Origin of the sequence: Pseudarthrobacter sp. L1SW, from assembly GCF_020809045.1 — a bacterium.
In the GTDB taxonomy this organism is placed as follows: domain Bacteria; phylum Actinomycetota; class Actinomycetes; order Actinomycetales; family Micrococcaceae; genus Arthrobacter.
Genome location: NZ_CP078079.1, coordinates 3,695,178 through 3,709,697 on the forward strand (window position 1 = coordinate 3,695,178; position 14,520 = coordinate 3,709,697).

15 protein-coding genes are annotated in these 14,520 nt (G+C 68.3%); 5 read left to right on the plus strand and 10 right to left on the minus strand.

Going from position 1 to position 14,520, the window contains the following annotated elements:
* Positions 1-309: 309 nt before the first annotated feature.
* Positions 310-1,107 (plus strand): bifunctional 2-polyprenyl-6-hydroxyphenol methylase/3-demethylubiquinol 3-O-methyltransferase UbiG, encoded by a 798-nt coding sequence (locus tag KTR40_RS17165; RefSeq protein WP_228404504.1) that lies wholly within the window; start codon positions 310-312, stop codon positions 1,105-1,107.
* A 36-nt stretch (positions 1,108-1,143) separates the two neighbouring features.
* Here KTR40_RS17165 and KTR40_RS17170 read toward each other — a convergent pair whose 3' ends face one another.
* Entirely contained in the window at positions 1,144-2,547 is a 1,404-nt protein-coding gene (locus KTR40_RS17170; RefSeq protein ID WP_228404505.1) for an MFS transporter, read from the minus strand.
* A gap of 12 nt (positions 2,548-2,559) precedes the next feature.
* The gene (locus KTR40_RS17175) at positions 2,560-3,879 is read right to left on the minus strand and encodes an MFS transporter (protein WP_228404506.1); all 1,320 of its coding nucleotides are present in this window, start codon (positions 3,877-3,879) and stop codon (positions 2,560-2,562) included.
* A gap of 599 nt (positions 3,880-4,478) precedes the next feature.
* Between KTR40_RS17175 and trmB the strand changes: the two genes are divergently transcribed.
* Positions 4,479-5,402, plus strand: coding sequence for a tRNA (guanosine(46)-N7)-methyltransferase TrmB (gene trmB, locus KTR40_RS17180; RefSeq protein WP_228404507.1), 924 nt, complete (start codon positions 4,479-4,481; stop codon positions 5,400-5,402).
* An 11-nt stretch (positions 5,403-5,413) separates the two neighbouring features.
* Here the strand turns inward: trmB and KTR40_RS17185 are convergent, their stop codons facing one another.
* Both KTR40_RS17185 and KTR40_RS17190 read right to left on the minus strand, forming a co-directional pair.
* Positions 5,414-5,860: a hypothetical protein gene (locus tag KTR40_RS17185; protein ID WP_228404508.1), complete on the minus strand. Its 447-nt coding sequence runs from the start codon at positions 5,858-5,860 to the stop codon at positions 5,414-5,416.
* 2 nt (positions 5,861-5,862) lie between these two features.
* On the minus strand, positions 5,863-7,443 hold the full coding sequence (locus KTR40_RS17190) for a hypothetical protein (protein WP_228404509.1): 1,581 nt from the start codon (positions 7,441-7,443) through the stop codon (positions 5,863-5,865).
* A 217-nt stretch (positions 7,444-7,660) separates the two neighbouring features.
* Here KTR40_RS17190 and KTR40_RS17195 point away from each other — a divergent pair, with 217 nt between their 5' ends.
* Positions 7,661-8,509: a DUF1206 domain-containing protein gene (locus KTR40_RS17195; RefSeq protein WP_228404510.1), complete on the plus strand. Its 849-nt coding sequence runs from the start codon at positions 7,661-7,663 to the stop codon at positions 8,507-8,509.
* A gap of 32 nt (positions 8,510-8,541) precedes the next feature.
* On the opposite strand, the gene KTR40_RS17200 is transcribed toward KTR40_RS17195, so the two are convergent.
* Together KTR40_RS17200 and KTR40_RS17205 are read right to left on the minus strand one after the other, a co-directional pair.
* A complete protein-coding gene (locus tag KTR40_RS17200) occupies positions 8,542-9,204 on the minus strand; it encodes a zf-HC2 domain-containing protein (RefSeq protein ID WP_228404511.1) in 663 nt (220 codons plus the stop codon).
* Positions 9,201-9,701 (minus strand): sigma-70 family RNA polymerase sigma factor, encoded by a 501-nt coding sequence (locus KTR40_RS17205; RefSeq protein ID WP_139030702.1) that lies wholly within the window; start codon positions 9,699-9,701, stop codon positions 9,201-9,203. The genes KTR40_RS17200 and KTR40_RS17205 overlap by 4 nt, the downstream gene beginning before the upstream one ends.
* Before the next feature lie 174 nt (positions 9,702-9,875).
* Here KTR40_RS17205 and KTR40_RS17210 point away from each other — a divergent pair, with 174 nt between their 5' ends.
* Positions 9,876-10,394, plus strand: coding sequence for a hypothetical protein (locus tag KTR40_RS17210; protein ID WP_228404512.1), 519 nt, complete (start codon positions 9,876-9,878; stop codon positions 10,392-10,394).
* 21 nt (positions 10,395-10,415) lie between these two features.
* Here KTR40_RS17210 and KTR40_RS17215 read toward each other — a convergent pair whose 3' ends face one another.
* The 3 genes from KTR40_RS17215 to KTR40_RS17225 form a co-directional block, all read right to left on the minus strand.
* Positions 10,416-11,138, minus strand: coding sequence for a hypothetical protein (locus tag KTR40_RS17215; protein ID WP_228404513.1), 723 nt, complete (start codon positions 11,136-11,138; stop codon positions 10,416-10,418).
* Complete coding sequence (locus KTR40_RS17220) at positions 11,135-11,707, minus strand: RNA polymerase sigma factor (RefSeq protein WP_228404514.1); 573 nt, start codon at positions 11,705-11,707, stop codon at positions 11,135-11,137. Before KTR40_RS17220 ends, KTR40_RS17215 begins: the two co-directional genes overlap by 4 nt.
* 191 nt (positions 11,708-11,898) lie before the next feature.
* On the minus strand, positions 11,899-12,582 hold the full coding sequence (locus KTR40_RS17225; protein WP_139030706.1) for a protein tyrosine phosphatase: 684 nt from the start codon (positions 12,580-12,582) through the stop codon (positions 11,899-11,901).
* A gap of 181 nt (positions 12,583-12,763) precedes the next feature.
* Here KTR40_RS17225 and KTR40_RS17230 point away from each other — a divergent pair, with 181 nt between their 5' ends.
* A complete protein-coding gene (locus KTR40_RS17230; RefSeq protein ID WP_139030707.1) occupies positions 12,764-13,357 on the plus strand; it encodes a DUF5655 domain-containing protein in 594 nt (197 codons plus the stop codon).
* Between the two features lie 46 nt (positions 13,358-13,403).
* Here KTR40_RS17230 and KTR40_RS17235 read toward each other — a convergent pair whose 3' ends face one another.
* Entirely contained in the window at positions 13,404-14,255 is an 852-nt protein-coding gene (locus KTR40_RS17235) for a hypothetical protein (RefSeq protein WP_139030708.1), read from the minus strand.
* Positions 14,256-14,520: the final 265 nt, after the last annotated feature.

Genomic DNA, 14,520 nt, shown 5'->3' on the forward strand with positions numbered 1-14,520 from the left:
GGTGGTCAACCAGCCTGCTGCCGCTTATGCAAAGCGGCGGCCGGGACCAAATGGAATGCGTTCATCGACGCAGGATGTGCCTCTCACATGAAAAAAGCCCTGTCCCCTGGATGAAGGGGTACCTTCACACAGGAAATCCTGGGCATCACTGCACATCAAGTTCCACCAGTCTAGCATCCCTGGCCCACCCCACTTTTCCGCCCCCTCCCAAGTAGGTAGCGCCAAGTGTCGTTTTGAACCCTCAAAACGACACTTAGCGCTACTTGGTTGGTCGTTGCCTTGGGGGCGGGGCCGGGGCACGCTTGAGGCATGAGTGAACACGCCGCCCCCGGGAATGACGCGCAGCATCCTGGATCACGCCAGCAGCATCCTGAAACGCACCAGACGATGCACGACGCCGGTTCTGGCCATTCCGACGCCACGCTCGGCGAGGGTTTGGCAGTCCACAGCGGGGCCGACGCCGCGGCCATCTGGGACGACCGCTACCGCAGCAAACCCCGGATGTGGAGCGGCAAACCCAACCCGCAGCTGGTCCGGGAAGCCGGTGGCCTTCGCCCCGGGAAGGCGCTGGACCTCGGCTGCGGGGAAGGCGCTGACGCCATCTGGCTTGCCCAGCAGGGGTGGACCGTCACCGCCGTCGACGTCTCCGCGGTGGCCCTCGACCGGGCACACTCCCACGAGAAGGCCGCGCTGGCCCGCGAAAGCGTCCATGCCGCAGAGGGAACAATTGCCAGCAGGATCACCTGGCAACAGGCAGACCTCAGCCAATGGCAGCCCGGCGACTCCTTCGACCTCGTGACGTCGCAGTTCCTGCACTCGCAGGAGCTCGCCTGGCAGGGCCCGCTCCGCACCGCGGCGGCCGCAGTCAAGCGCGGCGGCACGCTGCTGGTGGTGGGCCACCACCCGGACAGGCTGCCGCCGTGGGGCGGCGGGCACGACCACCAGGGGATGTTCTACACCTGTGATGAGCTCGTCCAGGAACTGGGGCTTGACGGTCCCGAATGGCAGCTGGAGGTCCAGACCAGCCGGGAGAGGCCGGTAACCGGGCCTGACGGCCAGCACGCAACCATCGCCGACGTCGTCCTGCGGGCCACACGCTTGCCCTGACTGCCGCCCGCCCAGGCCACGGAGTTTTTGTCCAACTCAGGGGGTTTTGGCGGCGGTGACCCGGGGCGCGACGGCGGCAGCGGCGACGGCGAGCACGGCGGCGAGGCCGAAGACCCCGGCGAAGGATTCCGTCGTCGTCGTAAACGCTGCGAAGACGATGCCCGTCGTTGCGAGGGCCAGTGCGCCGCCCAGGGAGTCCGCGATGGACATGGCGGAGCTGTTGAAGCCCTCGTTTTCCTTGCTGGACAGCGCCAGGGTCATGACACTCAGCCGCGGATACAGCAGTCCCATGCCGCCGCCGGCGAGGATCCAGCCGGCAATGACGACGGCGGGCGGCCAGTGCAGCGCGGTGGTCACCAATGCGAGGATCACCGCCCCCAGGACCATCAGGGCGCCGATGCCCACAGCACGGCGATGGGACAGCCTGGTGCCCAGGCGCCCCTGCACTGCCGACGCTGCGGCCCAGGCCAGCGCCCCGCCGGTAAGCGTAAGGCCGGCAAATGTGGGCGAAAAGTCGTACAGCTCGATCAGCAGGTAGGGCAGGTAAACCTCGGCTCCGAAGAACGCTGCCGCGGCGAGCCCGCGCACCAGTATCACGCTGGGCAGGCCGCGGCGGGCGGTGAGGGTGCCCCGCGGAACCAGCGGGCGGACGGCCAGCAGGGCAAGGACGACGGCGGCAACGGCCAGGAGCGCCGGCGCGGCGGGAAGGCCGGGGATCCGGAGCTCTCGTGACAGGTTGAGCGCCAGGACAGCGAGCGCCGCCAGGGTTGCCCAGGCAAGTCTGCCCGGCGCCCAGGGCGGCAGCGCATCCCCCGGCTCCCCGGCCGGTCCGTGAGGCGGCTCGAGTCCCTTCAGCACGGGCGCAATCATCACCAGCGCGGGGATGACCAGGCCTACCACGCCCAGGAACACCCAGTGCCAGCTGAAGACCTGCGCCACGATTCCTGCCGCAAACGGCCCTACCAGGGACGGCACCACCCACGCGGCGGAGAACGCGGCAAAGATCTTGGGGTGCAGGCTGCCGGGATAGATGCGCGCCACCAGCACATACAACGCGACTGTCAGGGCTCCCCCGCCCAGCCCCTGCACCAGCCGGCCCGCAACCAGCACGGGCATGGACGCCGCGGTCCCGGCAATCAGCAGGCCCAGCACGAACAACGCCACTGATGCGTAGAGCGGGGCTGTGGGCCCGCGCCTGTCGGACCAGTTTCCGGCGGCAACCATGCCGATCACGCCTGTTGCCAGCGGACCGGCAAACGCGAGCGCGTAGAGTCCGGCGCCGTCGAGTTCGCGGCTGACCAGGGCCATGATGGTGGTGACGGCAAGGGATTCGAACGCGGCCAGGAACACCAGGGCACACGTCCCCACGGTCACCCAGAGGTACGGCCCCCGGAGGATGCCCGCCGCGGGGCGGGTGGCCGGAACAACGGAATCCCGCACGGCAGCCCGCCCCTAACTGACGAACCGGTCGCGGCCGGCGCGGTACCCGAAGATCCCCGCCAGCAACCCCACCGCCAGGAACAGGACCCCGGCGGCGGTGAAGGATCCGGTGGCCTGGTGCAGCTGGCCCACCAGCAGCGTGCCGGTGGAGCCCAGCCCGTAGCCCACGCCCTGCATCATTCCCGACAGGTGCGCGGCAGTGTGCCCGTCGCGGGTCCGGAGCATGATCATGGTCAGCGCCACGGCGGTGAGGCTTCCCTGGCCCAGTCCCAGCAGGCCGGCCCACACCCAGACAAGCTCCAGGGGACCGAAGATGCTCAGCGCGAAGCCGGCGCCGGTCATCAAAGCAACGATGGTGTTGATGGCGCGCTGGTCCTTCAACCTGGCGGCCAGTGCGGGCGCGAACAGCGAGCCGAGCATCTGCAGCACGATGGACCCCGAGACGATCAGTCCCGCCGCTCCCCCGTCCACGCCCCGCTCGCGCAGGATCGGCGCCAGCCACGCGAAGACGCTGAAGGACATCATGGCCTGCAGCACCATGAAGATGGTCACCTGCCAGGCCACCGGGGAGCGCCACACGTTCACGCCCTCCCGGACGGCCTGGTGCCGGATGCGCGGCTGGCGGAGTGCCACGGGGAGGAACAGCACAAGCACGACGGCGGCAGGCACCGCCCAGGACCACAGCGCCAGGGTCCACTCCCCCGTAGCCGTGTAGACCGGGTAGGTGAAGCCGGCGCCCAACGCCGCGGAGGCGCAGATGGCGGTGGTGTAGAGCCCGCCCATCAGGCCCAGCCGGTGCGGGAAGTCCCGCTTGACCAGCCCGGGCAGCAGCACGTTGCACAGCGCGATGGCTGCCCCGCAGGCAGCCGTCCCGGCCAGGAGCGCGGGCAGGTGGCCGGCGCCCTGTCCTGTTGCTGCCAGGCCCAGTCCGGCGGGGCGCAGCAACAGTCCTGCCGTGAGGAGCGCCATGGCGCCCAGGAGCACCCGCTCGGCACCGAACCGCCTCGCCAGGACCGGGGCCAGGGGTGCGAACACGCCCAGGAGCGTGACGGGGACAGTGGTCAGCACCACCACAGCCCAGCCGGGGAGGGCAGCCTGGGCAGTTACCTCGGGAAGGACCGCGGAGAAGCTGGAAAAGACCGTCCGCAGGTTGAGTCCCACCAGGACCAGGCACAGCCCCAGGTACACGAGCTGCCGGCGGCTCCCAACCCGGGTGGGTTCCGGTGCCGGGGTCTCGTCAACCTCGGCGTCCACCAGGAACCCTGGTTGCTCGTTTGCCGCAGGGCCACCAGCCCGGCGGTTCCTTGCCTCGGCGTCGGTCGCTTCCCTCATCCGCCCATTCTTGCAGGCTGGGTTGCCTCCCTGGGTTATCCACATAGGGACCGCGGTGCCTTCTGGCAGTTCCGCCCCACGCCTACGTTGGAACCAGCAGCTGCACGGCAATCAGAGGAGGAACATCGTGGCAGCACCTGAACCCGGTCCCGGCCCTCCACGCCCTGATCCGAAGTCATCCGCAGAGGAGGGAGTACCGTCGGGGCCGTCACTCCACACACCCTCTTGTCGGGATCGCCCGGTGATCTGGCTGGCTGCCGCCAGCCTGGTCCTTGCAATTGCTGCCCCTGCCTCCCTCTTTGTTACTGCCCTCGTGCATATGCTCGTCGCAGTGCTGGCCTTCTCCTTTCGTTGGTCTCCCTTGCCGCCATGGGCAGTCGACATCCTCATCCTGAGTCTGCCTTCCGTTCTCATGTCAGCTTCCTTGGCCCTGGCATTCCACGCTGTGAAGCGGTCGGAGCAGAGGACCCCCGGCCGGACGTTCTCCGTAGCGTCGATGTGCCTATCCACTGCCCTCGTTGCCGTGTACGTGGGCGTCTGGCTGTTCCTCGAGCGGTCTCCATAAGTTGTTCCCCTCCGGCGCCGCTATTCTGGAAGGGATGAGCGAATCCCCAGAAAACCCCCAGCAGCCGCATGTCCCGAGGCCCGTCACGCCGGGGACGCAGGCTTCCTTTGGCACGTACGGCGGCCGGCCGGTCAGCTTCGTCCGCCGCGGCACGCGCCTGCAGGGCCGCCGGCAGGCGGCCTGGGAAGAGCACGCCGAACGGTGGGCGGTGGACGTCCCGCGCCACGTTGCGAACACCTCGGTCCATCCCGACTACACGTTCGACGCCGAAGCCGAGTTCGGCCGCAAGGCTCCCCTCATTGTGGAGATCGGCTCTGGCCTGGGCGATGCCGTGTGCCACGCCGCCGAGCAGAACCCGGACACCGACTTCCTGGCCGTTGAGGTCTACACCCCGGGCCTGGCCAACACCATCATCAAGATCAACAGCCGCGGCCTCAGGAATGTCCGGGTGGTGGAGGCCAACGCGCCCGAGGTCCTGGCCACGATGCTCCCGGCAGGCTCCGTCAGCGAACTGTGGGTCTTTTTTCCCGATCCGTGGCACAAGTCCCGGCACCACAAGCGCCGCCTCATCCAGCCAGAGTTCGCGGACCTCGCAGCCCGCGCGCTGAAGCCGGGCGGGCTGTGGCGGATCGCCACCGACTGGTCCAACTACGCCGTCCACGTCCGGGATGTCCTGGCGGGTTCCAAGGATTTTGACAACCTGCACACCGGCGAGCGGCGCGGGCCGGAAAGCCCCCTGACCCAGGTGTGGCAGTCCGGCGTCGAGTCCGTGGTGGGCGGAGCGCCGGTCAGGGAGGGCCGTGCACCGGTGAGCACCGAGCACACCGGACCCAACGAGGGAATCGACGAGACCGGAGGCTGGGCGCCCCGTTTCGAAGGCAGGATCCGGACCAGCTTCGAGGCCAAGGCCCACGAGGCCGGCCGGCTGATCTTCGATCTCTGTTACCGCCGGCGCTAGGGACAAGGCTGTCAGGCCGGGCTGATGCCGGCCACAATCTCCTTCAGCATGCCCAGCCGCGGCTCCAGGGACGGGTCGGTGGACGGCCAGATGACCACCACGCCGATGAACTGCGCGTTTTGCCACACGCCCACCGTGGCCGCGACCTTTGGCGACCCTCCGGCGTCGTTGTAGCCCACCACCACGGCGTATGCTGCCTTCCCTGGAAGGTCCAGTCCGCCCTCGGCCAAGAGGGTCCCGCCCCGCTCCTCCAGGTAGAACTCCGACATCAGGTGGGCCCAGCCGGTGGCCTGCGGGGCGCCGTGCACGGAGGTATCGTCCTTGACAACGGTGACCAGGACGCCGCCCAACAGACCGTACTGCCCAGTGTTGGGGCCGGCCGTGGAATCGGCCAGGACCTGGGTGTGCTCCGGAAAGTCTGCCGTGAACCCCAGCGGGGATTCGATGTGCACGGACATGGTCACAGCCTCTCGAGCCTGGTGTCGTTGGGCACCTTATAGTACGTGGACACGTTGGTGGTTGCCTTGTTCTCGGTCTTGACCTCCACCTCGCCGAGCTTCACGTCGAGGCCCGCCCCGGTGGAGGCAGTGACCACGTTATTGACCCGGATGGTTGCGGACCCGGCCTCATACAGCCTGGCGGCGTCGCGGGCGGCGTCGTACTCATTCCCCAGGGCGACGTTGCGGAGGTAGCTGTCAATGACTGGCCTGTTCTCCGGGGAGTAGTCCACGTCGATTTTCACGGTGCCCTGTGTCCCCACGCTGACCGAGGATTCGATCTTGGCCGCCTTGACGTCCGTACCTGCCTCGATCCCCCGCGCCACCGTTCCGTCCAGGGATACAGACACCGAGTCGATGTTGTTGTCCTTGTCCAGGGAAACCTGCAGCCCGCCCTTGCCCGAAGCCTCGAACACCCGGCCGTCCAGGTTCAGCTTGCCCTGGGCAGAAACCTCGCCCGCCGCCGTCGCGGTCCCGTCCGTGAGGTTCCGTTCGTACCCCAGGTCCAGCTTCGCGGAGCCGGTGGCGGCGCCGGTTTCCGCCCCGGCCTCCAGGGAGAGCGTGCCCTTGGCCTTGTCCGCCTGGCCGGTGGAGCCGTTGTCTCCGGCGGCTTCGTTGATGGTGTCCAGGATGTAGCCGGGCGGGTTGCCAGCAACATCCCTGATCTCGCCTACGCTGTCCGGCGGAAGGTCCCGGTACATCTGCTCCCGGGCAGCCATGGCCTCTTCCACGCTCCCGAACGTGTATTCCCGGGACACCTGGCCAGTGAGGGTGACCCCGGCGGCTCCCGCGGTGTCGTTGACACCGAGCCCCATGTTCCCGTAGACCTTCATGGTGGCGGAGCCGTCAACGTTCTCCACCACTTCCGTCCCCACTTCGGCGCCGCCGTGGACCCAGGCCACCCGGGCCTCAATCGACGCCGTTCCCGTCTCGGAGTAGACAGGGATGTCCGCCTTGGCCAGCTCCTGGAGGTGTTCCCGCGCCAGCGCCTGCACGGACGAGGGGATTCCGCCGTCCATGCGCATCAGGTCCACGGCGAACGGCCCGTCCCCGTCCCCGCCCACGATCAGGTATCTCCGGTCGGCCGCGGACAGGCTGCCCCACCAGGCGGCTTGCTCCACCGGGCCGGCGTCAAGCAACTGCTCCAGGTCCGCCTGCAGCTCCCGGCGATGTTCAGCAGCGGCTGCGGCGGCAGCGGCCTGGTCCGCCAGCCATCCCCCGGCCCGGCCGGCCAGCGACGTTACGCTGCCCCAGAAGCTGCTTCCGCCTCCGGTTGGGGAAGCCGAGGAGGACTTTTCCTGTTCCTCCGCGTGCAGCAGCAGGAGCCTGGCGTTCTCCCGCAGGCTGGAGGCGACCTTCTCCAGGCCGGGGTGGTGGCTTCCGCTCCACTCCTGCCGGAAGCGCTCCGCGTCGTCGCCCTTCCACGGTGCCGACTGGATCTGGCTGTGGAGTGACGTTGCCCGGGTGCCCAGCATGGACGCCGCCTGATCGGCCGCCCTGGCCAATGCCCGCAGCTGGCTGACGTCAGCGCCGTAAAAAGTCATGGTGTTTCCCCCGGCAGGAACTGGTGCGTGTTCAGTCGCTGGTCACATGCTTGCACAGCCCCGGTTGCCGGGCGATGGGGATTCCTCCCCATCGCCTGCCGTCCGTTGACGGGCTGCCCGCGCACCCACTCCGGGTGCCGTGGGGCGGCCACTGTTCCGGACTGTCTTGGCGTGGCACGATTGCCCTGTGTGCGGGGGGCGCACGCCAGCTCAGCACATGCACAAAGGAACAGCCATCAAAAAGGAAATGAAGCAGGCCGTCGACGCGGCTGAGAACGTCACCAACTCGCGGACCCTGGAACTGCTGGCGAGGGCCGGGTTCGCGGCGAGCGGCATCCTGCACCTGCTGGTCGGCGCGATCGCCATCCGGTTGGCGTTTGGAGGCACGGGGAACGCTGATTTCAGCGGTGCGGTTGCCGAGCTCGCCACCCAGCCCGCGGGGCCGTTCCTCCTGTGGGCGAGCTTCGCGGCCTGCGCGGGGCTGGCACTCTGGCAGCTCAGCGATGCCATCTTTGACTACAACCGCCTGCCCACCAAGGAAAAAGCCGGAAAGAAGGCGAAGGCCGGCGCCCAGGCCCTCGTTTTCACGGGGCTCGCGCTGACGCTTATGTCCTTCGCCAGGGGAACAGGTTCCGGCGCAGACAACCAAAAGGCCGCCTCTGATCTCACCTTCACCCTGCTGAAAGCACCCGGCGGTGTGGCTTTGCTGGTGCTGCTGGGCGCCGCCATCGCGGTCACGGGAGTCGTCTACGGCATCCGCGGCCTGAAAAAATCCTTCGAAAAGCACCTGGTCATGCCGGCTTCCCCGACTCCGAGGACCGCCGTTACGGTCCTCGGAGTCACGGGATACGTGGCCAAGGGAACGGTACTGCTGCTGACCGGCCTGCTGATCGCCGTCGCAACCCTGCAGGCCCATCCGGAGGACTCCACCGGGCTCGACGGCGGCCTCCGGGCCCTGCGCGACCAGCCACTCGGCGTCTACCTCCTGGCCGCCGTGGGGGCAGGCCTGATCTGCTACGGGGTGTTCATGATGGTGCGGGCCAAGCTGGGCAAGATGAACCACTAAGGCCCCAGGCAGGCCGCAGCCAGGGCCAGGCCTCAGGGGACGGTGATGACCGCCACGGCGTGTTCGGTGGCGTCGCGCAGTTCAACGCTTGCGATGCTCCCCAGCTGAAGCGGCGTGGCCCCGGTGACCTTGACCCTGCCGCTGGGCGTGGCCGTCCATGCGCACGCCCGGTCCTCACCGCCGTCGCGGTCCCGGACCCACAGGGACAACGTCCCGTCGACCGGGAGGCTGCTGCCGTTCACGGCGAGCTCCGTTCCCCAGGTCTTCCGGGCGAGGTCGACGCTGAACTGGAGGCCGGCGCCGGACTGCACGGAATACGTGGCGTCCGGCTGCGGCGGCCGGACCAGGAGCGGACCGCCGGCCAGGCCCAGGGCAAGGCAGGCGGCAGCCGCGGCGGCTGCCAGCGTCGTCCACCGCCGTCGTAATGTCCGACGGCGGTGCGCCAGTTTGCGGAGCAGCGGCACCGGATCGGGGGACGGCAGCGGATCCGGCGCCCTCCCCGGCGCAGCCGTAAGCGCCACGGCATCCGGCACGGGGAGGGCGTCCAGCAGCATGGGGATCTTCTCCAGGCCTGCAAGTTCCTTCCGGCATGTCCCGCACTCCTCCAGGTGGGCCTCGAACGCCTCCACGTCCGGCCCGTCCAGGCCGCCCAGGAGGTAGGCGCCCAGCAGCCTGTGCGGTTCGGCGCTGTTCACCGTTCCACCCCCATCTCGTCCAGGATGGTGCGCAGCGCCCGCACGGCATAGTAGGCGCGCGACTTGACCGTTCCGCTGGGGATGTTGAGCTGGACTGCGGCCTCGTTGACAGTGAAGCGCCGGTAATGCAGGGCCACCAGGACGTCCCGGTGTTCCTTGCTGAGCCGGACCAGGGCTTCCTCGACCAGCACCCGGTTGAGGAGCTCGTCCACTCTTTCCATAACGGCGGCCGGCTCGGTAACGTCGCCCTCCAGCATTTCGGCGGGGCGGCGCTGCGCCCTGCGGTAGTTGTCGATCATAATGTTCCGGGCGGTCCGGTACAGGTAGCTGCGCAGGCTTCCGGTGATCTCGGGCGTTTGCTGCCAGACGCGCAGCACGGTTTCCTGGACCACATCCTCGGCGAGCTGCGGATCCCGGGAAACCCCCAGCACAAAGCGGCGCAGGGCGGGGCCGTGGTCGCGGTAGATGGACTTCACCACGTCCTCATCAAGCGGCACGGCGTCCCTCCTGCCGGGGTTCTTCCACAGTTCTTTTATACGCCCGTAAAGACGCCGCGGCCCGGCAGAAGGTTCATCACGCAGGTAGGCGGGGGTGAACCATTCCTGGTCCCGGTGCGTCGTACGGGTTAGCGTCCGGTGATCCGACGCCGGGCCCAGCCAAGGAGCAACCCCATGAAACACAACTTGGGCGCAGGCCTCGCCGTCCTGGCCCTGTCCGCGGCACTTGCTGCCTGCGGCGGCAGCACCGGAACCGCACCGGCAACCACCGCTCCGGCGGCCACGTCCGGTTCACCTGCGGCCCCTGCAACCGCGAGCACCGCCGTCGACCTCAAGACGGCGTCTTCAACCGCAGGGGCCATCGTTGTGGATGCGAAGGGCATGAGCGTCTACTTCTTCACGAAGGATGTAAAGGACTCGGGAACCAGCGCCTGCACGGACGCGTGCCTGGCGGCCTGGCCACCGGTCACCACAACCGCCGAACGGCCGTCCGCGGATGGCGTCACGGGGACGCTCGGCACCATCGCGACGCCGGACGGGAAGAAGCAGGTGACGCTGGAGGGACTGCCGCTGTACTACTACGCCAAGGACACCAAGCCCGGCGACATCCTGGGCCAGGGGGTCAATAACGTCTGGTACCTGGCCGCCCCGTCGGGCGCCATGGTCAAGGCAGGCGGCACAGCGGCCTATTAAGGGCAGGCCTAAGAACAGCGCTTAGGGTAGCGGCACAGGGGGCAGCGTACGGGGCAGCGGGATGTCCGACGGCCCAGGGACGGGGACCGGCGGACGGCTGAGTCCGTCCGCGAGGTCCTCCGGAACGGCGGAGGGCAGCGTGCCGGACCCCGGGACGTCCGCGGGCTTGTCCTGTGCTGCCTTGCCGGGGGCCGTCTCCGGGACTGCGGGCCCGCCGGACGGCACAGCGGCCGGGTGTTCCCCGGCCGGAACGGACTCCGGTCCGGGGGCTGGTGCAGCCGGGGCGGTTGCCGGGCCGGCGGGATTCGCCGGACGGGGTGCGGCGGGTTCCTCGGCCTGGTTGCCGGCAGGTCCTCCCGCGGAGCCGGTGACAAACGAGGTGATGCTGTGGCCCAGCTGGGCGAAGGACTCGCGGATCCCCTGGTCCGAAGCCGCCGCAACAGCGCCGCCCGCACTCAGCGAGACTGCCACGGAGAGCGTGGTGAGCGCGAGGCGCCGCTTGGCCCGGCGGCGTGCAGCCAGTTCATCCGTACGGGGAATTTCATCAAAGGTTGCGGCCTGGGGGGCCGCAGCCCCGGCAGGCGCCATCAGGGCAGCGACCGCGGCGGAGGGCTCCGGCGCAGCGTCCGCGAGCGCACGAAGCTCCAGCAGCGCGGGGCGGAGCTGGCCGTCGTCGTCCATGCCTGCTTCGAGGAGCAGCTGGCTGACGAACGCGTCGCTGCGGGATGCTGCGGTGTCACTCATGATTTCGCCTGGTTTCTTTGAAGCGTCTGTGCCTTGAGGTTGTGCAGTGCCCTGCGCTGGAGCTGCTTGACGGCTCCCGTGCTTTTGCCCATGATGCCTGCCACCTGTTCCACGGACAGGTCTGCCACGACACGGAGGGCCAGTACTTCCTGGTGTTCCTCGCTGAGTCCGTCCAGCATTGCGGCGGCACCGCCCTGGAGCTCCACGGTGTGTTCTGCGGACGGCGTGGTCCGTGCGTCCTGTTCGGGATCGTAGGGGCTCAGCTGGGGCCGGCGCTCCAGCCGCCGGTAATAATCAACCATCCGCGCATGCGCAATGGAAAAAAGCAGTGACTTGGCGCCCTGGAGCCCGCCGGTGAGAGCGCCGATTTTCGGATAGAAGGCAAGGAACACGTCCTGCGTTACCGCTTCAGGATCGTCCACCCCGCGGGCCCGGAGGTACCCCTGGACGGGGCCGGCGAAGGACCGGTAGGCAGCACCGAACAGCACAGCCGGATCTGTTCCGGCCGTGCCCTCAAATATGTCGGTCTCTTCTTGGGCCAAAGTGCTTAGCACCAGCGGCTCCTCCATCCCGGGGCGCGGCTCACGCCTGTCCCGGTTTCCGGTTCGGACTGCCAGTCTCCATGGTGTTGCCTGCCGTCATTCGGCATCTGGTCCAGGGCAGACCGCCGCGCGTGCGGCTGGCGTTCGTGCAGTCCCGGACTGCTGTACTGCGGGAACGGTGCAAAGCCGTTCCCGCAGTACAGACTAGCGACTGGCCCCTAGCGGACTGAAACGGAAGGGGCGTCCACTACGTTGCCGCCCTCGGCGGGGACAGCGGGGATGGCGGGAACGGCCGGCTCGCCGTCGACGCCGGGAACCGCGGGAACTGCCGGAACAGCAGGCGCCTCGGGAAGTTCAGCATCAACAGCTGCAGACCCCGTGGCGGCGGCGCCGGCCTCGGCGGCGGTGTCAGCCTCGGCAACGACGTCGGCGCAGAAGCTTCCGATGTTCGCCTCGCCTTCAGCGGCGATCACCAGCGAGGAGAAGCCCTCGGCGGAAGCGTCCAGGCCGCCGTTGGTGAAGGCGGTGCACAGGCCCAGGGCTGCGGCGCCGGCGGCATCAACGGCGGTGTTGGCGCCGGCGGAGGCGGAGGCCTGGCCTGACACGTTGCGGTCCGTGACGGTGGCGTCGCCTGCGGCTTCAGCATCGGCGGTGGCAGCAGCGGAGGCCTCGGTGCCGGCGGCGGCGTCAGCGGCGGCCTCGGCGGTTGCCTGTGCGTCCGCGGCAGCTTCTGCTGCGGCCTTCGGCGCCGGTGCGCCGAAAAGGTTGTGGGCGGTCTGCTGTGCCTCGGCGGGGAGGACACCGGAAACGGCGGCGGCGCCGGTTCCGCCGACGGCAATGGTGCCTGCTGCCAGGACTCCGGCGGCTACTTTGCTGGTGGCAAGAACGGTGAACAACGACATAAGAGACTCCAAAAACCTAGACAACACGTTCAATCCGGGCCCTGCTGGCGGACCCATCACCTCCTACATCGCAGGGGACGGCGGAAAGGTTACGGGTGGCCGGAAATTCTTTTTTGGCCCTGCTGCCGTGGGCTGCGCCGGCGGCCGGGCGGCTGGAACCGGGCCGCGCTACGATCGATCCATGCCCACGGATCCGGAAGCGACAAAGAAGGCCGGCACCTGGCGGCTGATGGTGGACAACAACAGGGCGCTGCTTCTGCGGAAGACCGGCAAGGACACTGCGCACTGGGTAGAGCAGGCCCGCGCCGCCGGAATCAAGGACGACGGCGGGCTCCGCACCTGGATGCGGGACAGCTTCGGGGTCACTGGGTACGCCCGGTATGCAGTGTCATGGGAGATGTTCGGCTACCCGGACTTCATGCTGCGGGATGCCGATGAGCTGATCGACGGCCAGTACGCCCACCACCCCCAGTTGCGGCCCATCGCGGATGCCATCCTGGGCTGGGCGTCCGCCACCGAAGGCGTGCAGGTCCAGATGCGGAAGGGCTACGTCTCACTGCACAGCCCGCGGCGCAAGTTTGCCCAGGTCACCCGCACCACCAATACCGCAGTGGACGTGACCCTACGGCTCGACGCCCCGGCCGAAGGCAGGATCCAGGCGGCAAGGGCCCGCGCGGACGACCCCTTCACCCGGAAGGTGCGCCTGACTTCCGCGGACCAAGTGGACGACGAACTGCTGGACATCCTGGTCACGGCGTTGGAACAGAACAGCTGACGGGCCCGGGCACCCTGGCAGATGGCGGCCCGGGCCTGCAATGCCCTTAGGCGTTGGCCATCTCGGTGTCGGCTTCCTCGAACTCCACCGCGGCCACGATCTCCTGGGTCTCCGGGTTAATCATGAAGGCCTCGTCCTCTTCCTCGACCATGAGGAAATCGCCGTGGTCGGTGGAGAAGTGCCACGCCAGGACGCGCTCGCCGTCGTGCATGTAGTTGGGGTCGCCCATGGTGATCTTGAGGAGCTCATACCCCGCGATGCTGCAGAGCTCGCGGATGATGATCTCAAAGTCGGGGGCTTCCTCCAGCGCTTCCGCTTCGGCCTGGGCCTTGCGCTCGGGCAGGTCGGGGATCATTGACACCAGACGCTCGATGTATGCGCCGACCTCTTCGTCGTCGAGCACCAGCAGTTCGCTCTGGCCGCGCAGCCATGCCGCGTTCAGGGCAGTGATGTTCTCGCTCTCCAGCAGTTCCTCGAACTCGCCGTCGAGCTCCTCCATCCGGAGGACGCCGTCGGGCGTGTCCTCGGTGTCATCCAGCCCGCCGTCGAGGTAGTGCTCCTCGTCCTCTTCCGAGAGGTCGTCGAACGCCTCAACTGCCCTGTTGAAAAGGTCCAAGTGGGCGGCGGCGCCCATGCCGGCCATGCCTTCGCGGATCAGCGTGTCCGTTTCGGACCTGTCGACGGCGGTGAACACGTACTGGGCGAAACCACCCTCCAGTGCCTGGGTGAGGTAAAAGTCCACGTAGTAGCTGCGGACGGCCACGGGGGACATCTCCTCGGTCCGGAGCAGGGCAGTGTGCATGGCATCCACGATGCTGACATTGGCCTCCACGACGTCCTCGTCGCTTGAATCGATGCTGCTGCTGGTCAGGACGACGGGCTGCTGGCTGGTGATCATGGCAATCCTCACTGCTGTTTACGGGTGGTGCTGGGTACGTTTTCACGCTACGTCGGGCGGGCCGGCCCTTTGCTGAGGAAGAAATGAACGTCGGGCGAAGTTTGTGGGGCGGCGAAGTTTCCGCCCCGGACGGGAGGGGCCGGAGAGGAGAGGCCGGGCACGCGGGAGCCGCTGGAGTCGCGGCACGCCCCGCCCTGCCGGCGAACTAAGATGGATCAGATAACCACCCACCGGCCGCGGCCCCGCCGCAGCCTGCTGAAAGTAG

Bases quoted from the DNA above. Each gene is read 5' to 3' on its own strand.
- KTR40_RS17165 (WP_228404504.1), top strand. From the start codon at position 310: ATGAGTGAACACGCCGCCCCCGGGAATGACGCGCAGCATCCTGGATCA.
- KTR40_RS17220 (WP_228404514.1), bottom strand. From the start codon at position 11,707: ATGGAGGAGCCGCTGGTGCTAAGCACTTTGGCCCAAGAAGAGACCGAC.
- KTR40_RS17215 (WP_228404513.1), bottom strand. From the start codon at position 11,138: ATGAGTGACACCGCAGCATCCCGCAGCGACGCGTTCGTCAGCCAGCTG.
- KTR40_RS17195 (WP_228404510.1), top strand. From the start codon at position 7,661: ATGCACAAAGGAACAGCCATCAAAAAGGAAATGAAGCAGGCCGTCGAC.
- KTR40_RS17185 (WP_228404508.1), bottom strand. From the start codon at position 5,860: ATGTCCGTGCACATCGAATCCCCGCTGGGGTTCACGGCAGACTTTCCG.
- KTR40_RS17235 (WP_139030708.1), bottom strand. From the start codon at position 14,255: ATGATCACCAGCCAGCAGCCCGTCGTCCTGACCAGCAGCAGCATCGAT.
- KTR40_RS17175 (WP_228404506.1), bottom strand. From the start codon at position 3,879: ATGAGGGAAGCGACCGACGCCGAGGCAAGGAACCGCCGGGCTGGTGGC.
- trmB (WP_228404507.1), top strand. From the start codon at position 4,479: ATGAGCGAATCCCCAGAAAACCCCCAGCAGCCGCATGTCCCGAGGCCC.
- KTR40_RS17190 (WP_228404509.1), bottom strand. From the start codon at position 7,443: ATGACTTTTTACGGCGCTGACGTCAGCCAGCTGCGGGCATTGGCCAGG.
- KTR40_RS17225 (WP_139030706.1), bottom strand. From the start codon at position 12,582: ATGTCGTTGTTCACCGTTCTTGCCACCAGCAAAGTAGCCGCCGGAGTC.
- KTR40_RS17210 (WP_228404512.1), top strand. From the start codon at position 9,876: ATGAAACACAACTTGGGCGCAGGCCTCGCCGTCCTGGCCCTGTCCGCG.
- KTR40_RS17230 (WP_139030707.1), top strand. From the start codon at position 12,764: ATGCCCACGGATCCGGAAGCGACAAAGAAGGCCGGCACCTGGCGGCTG.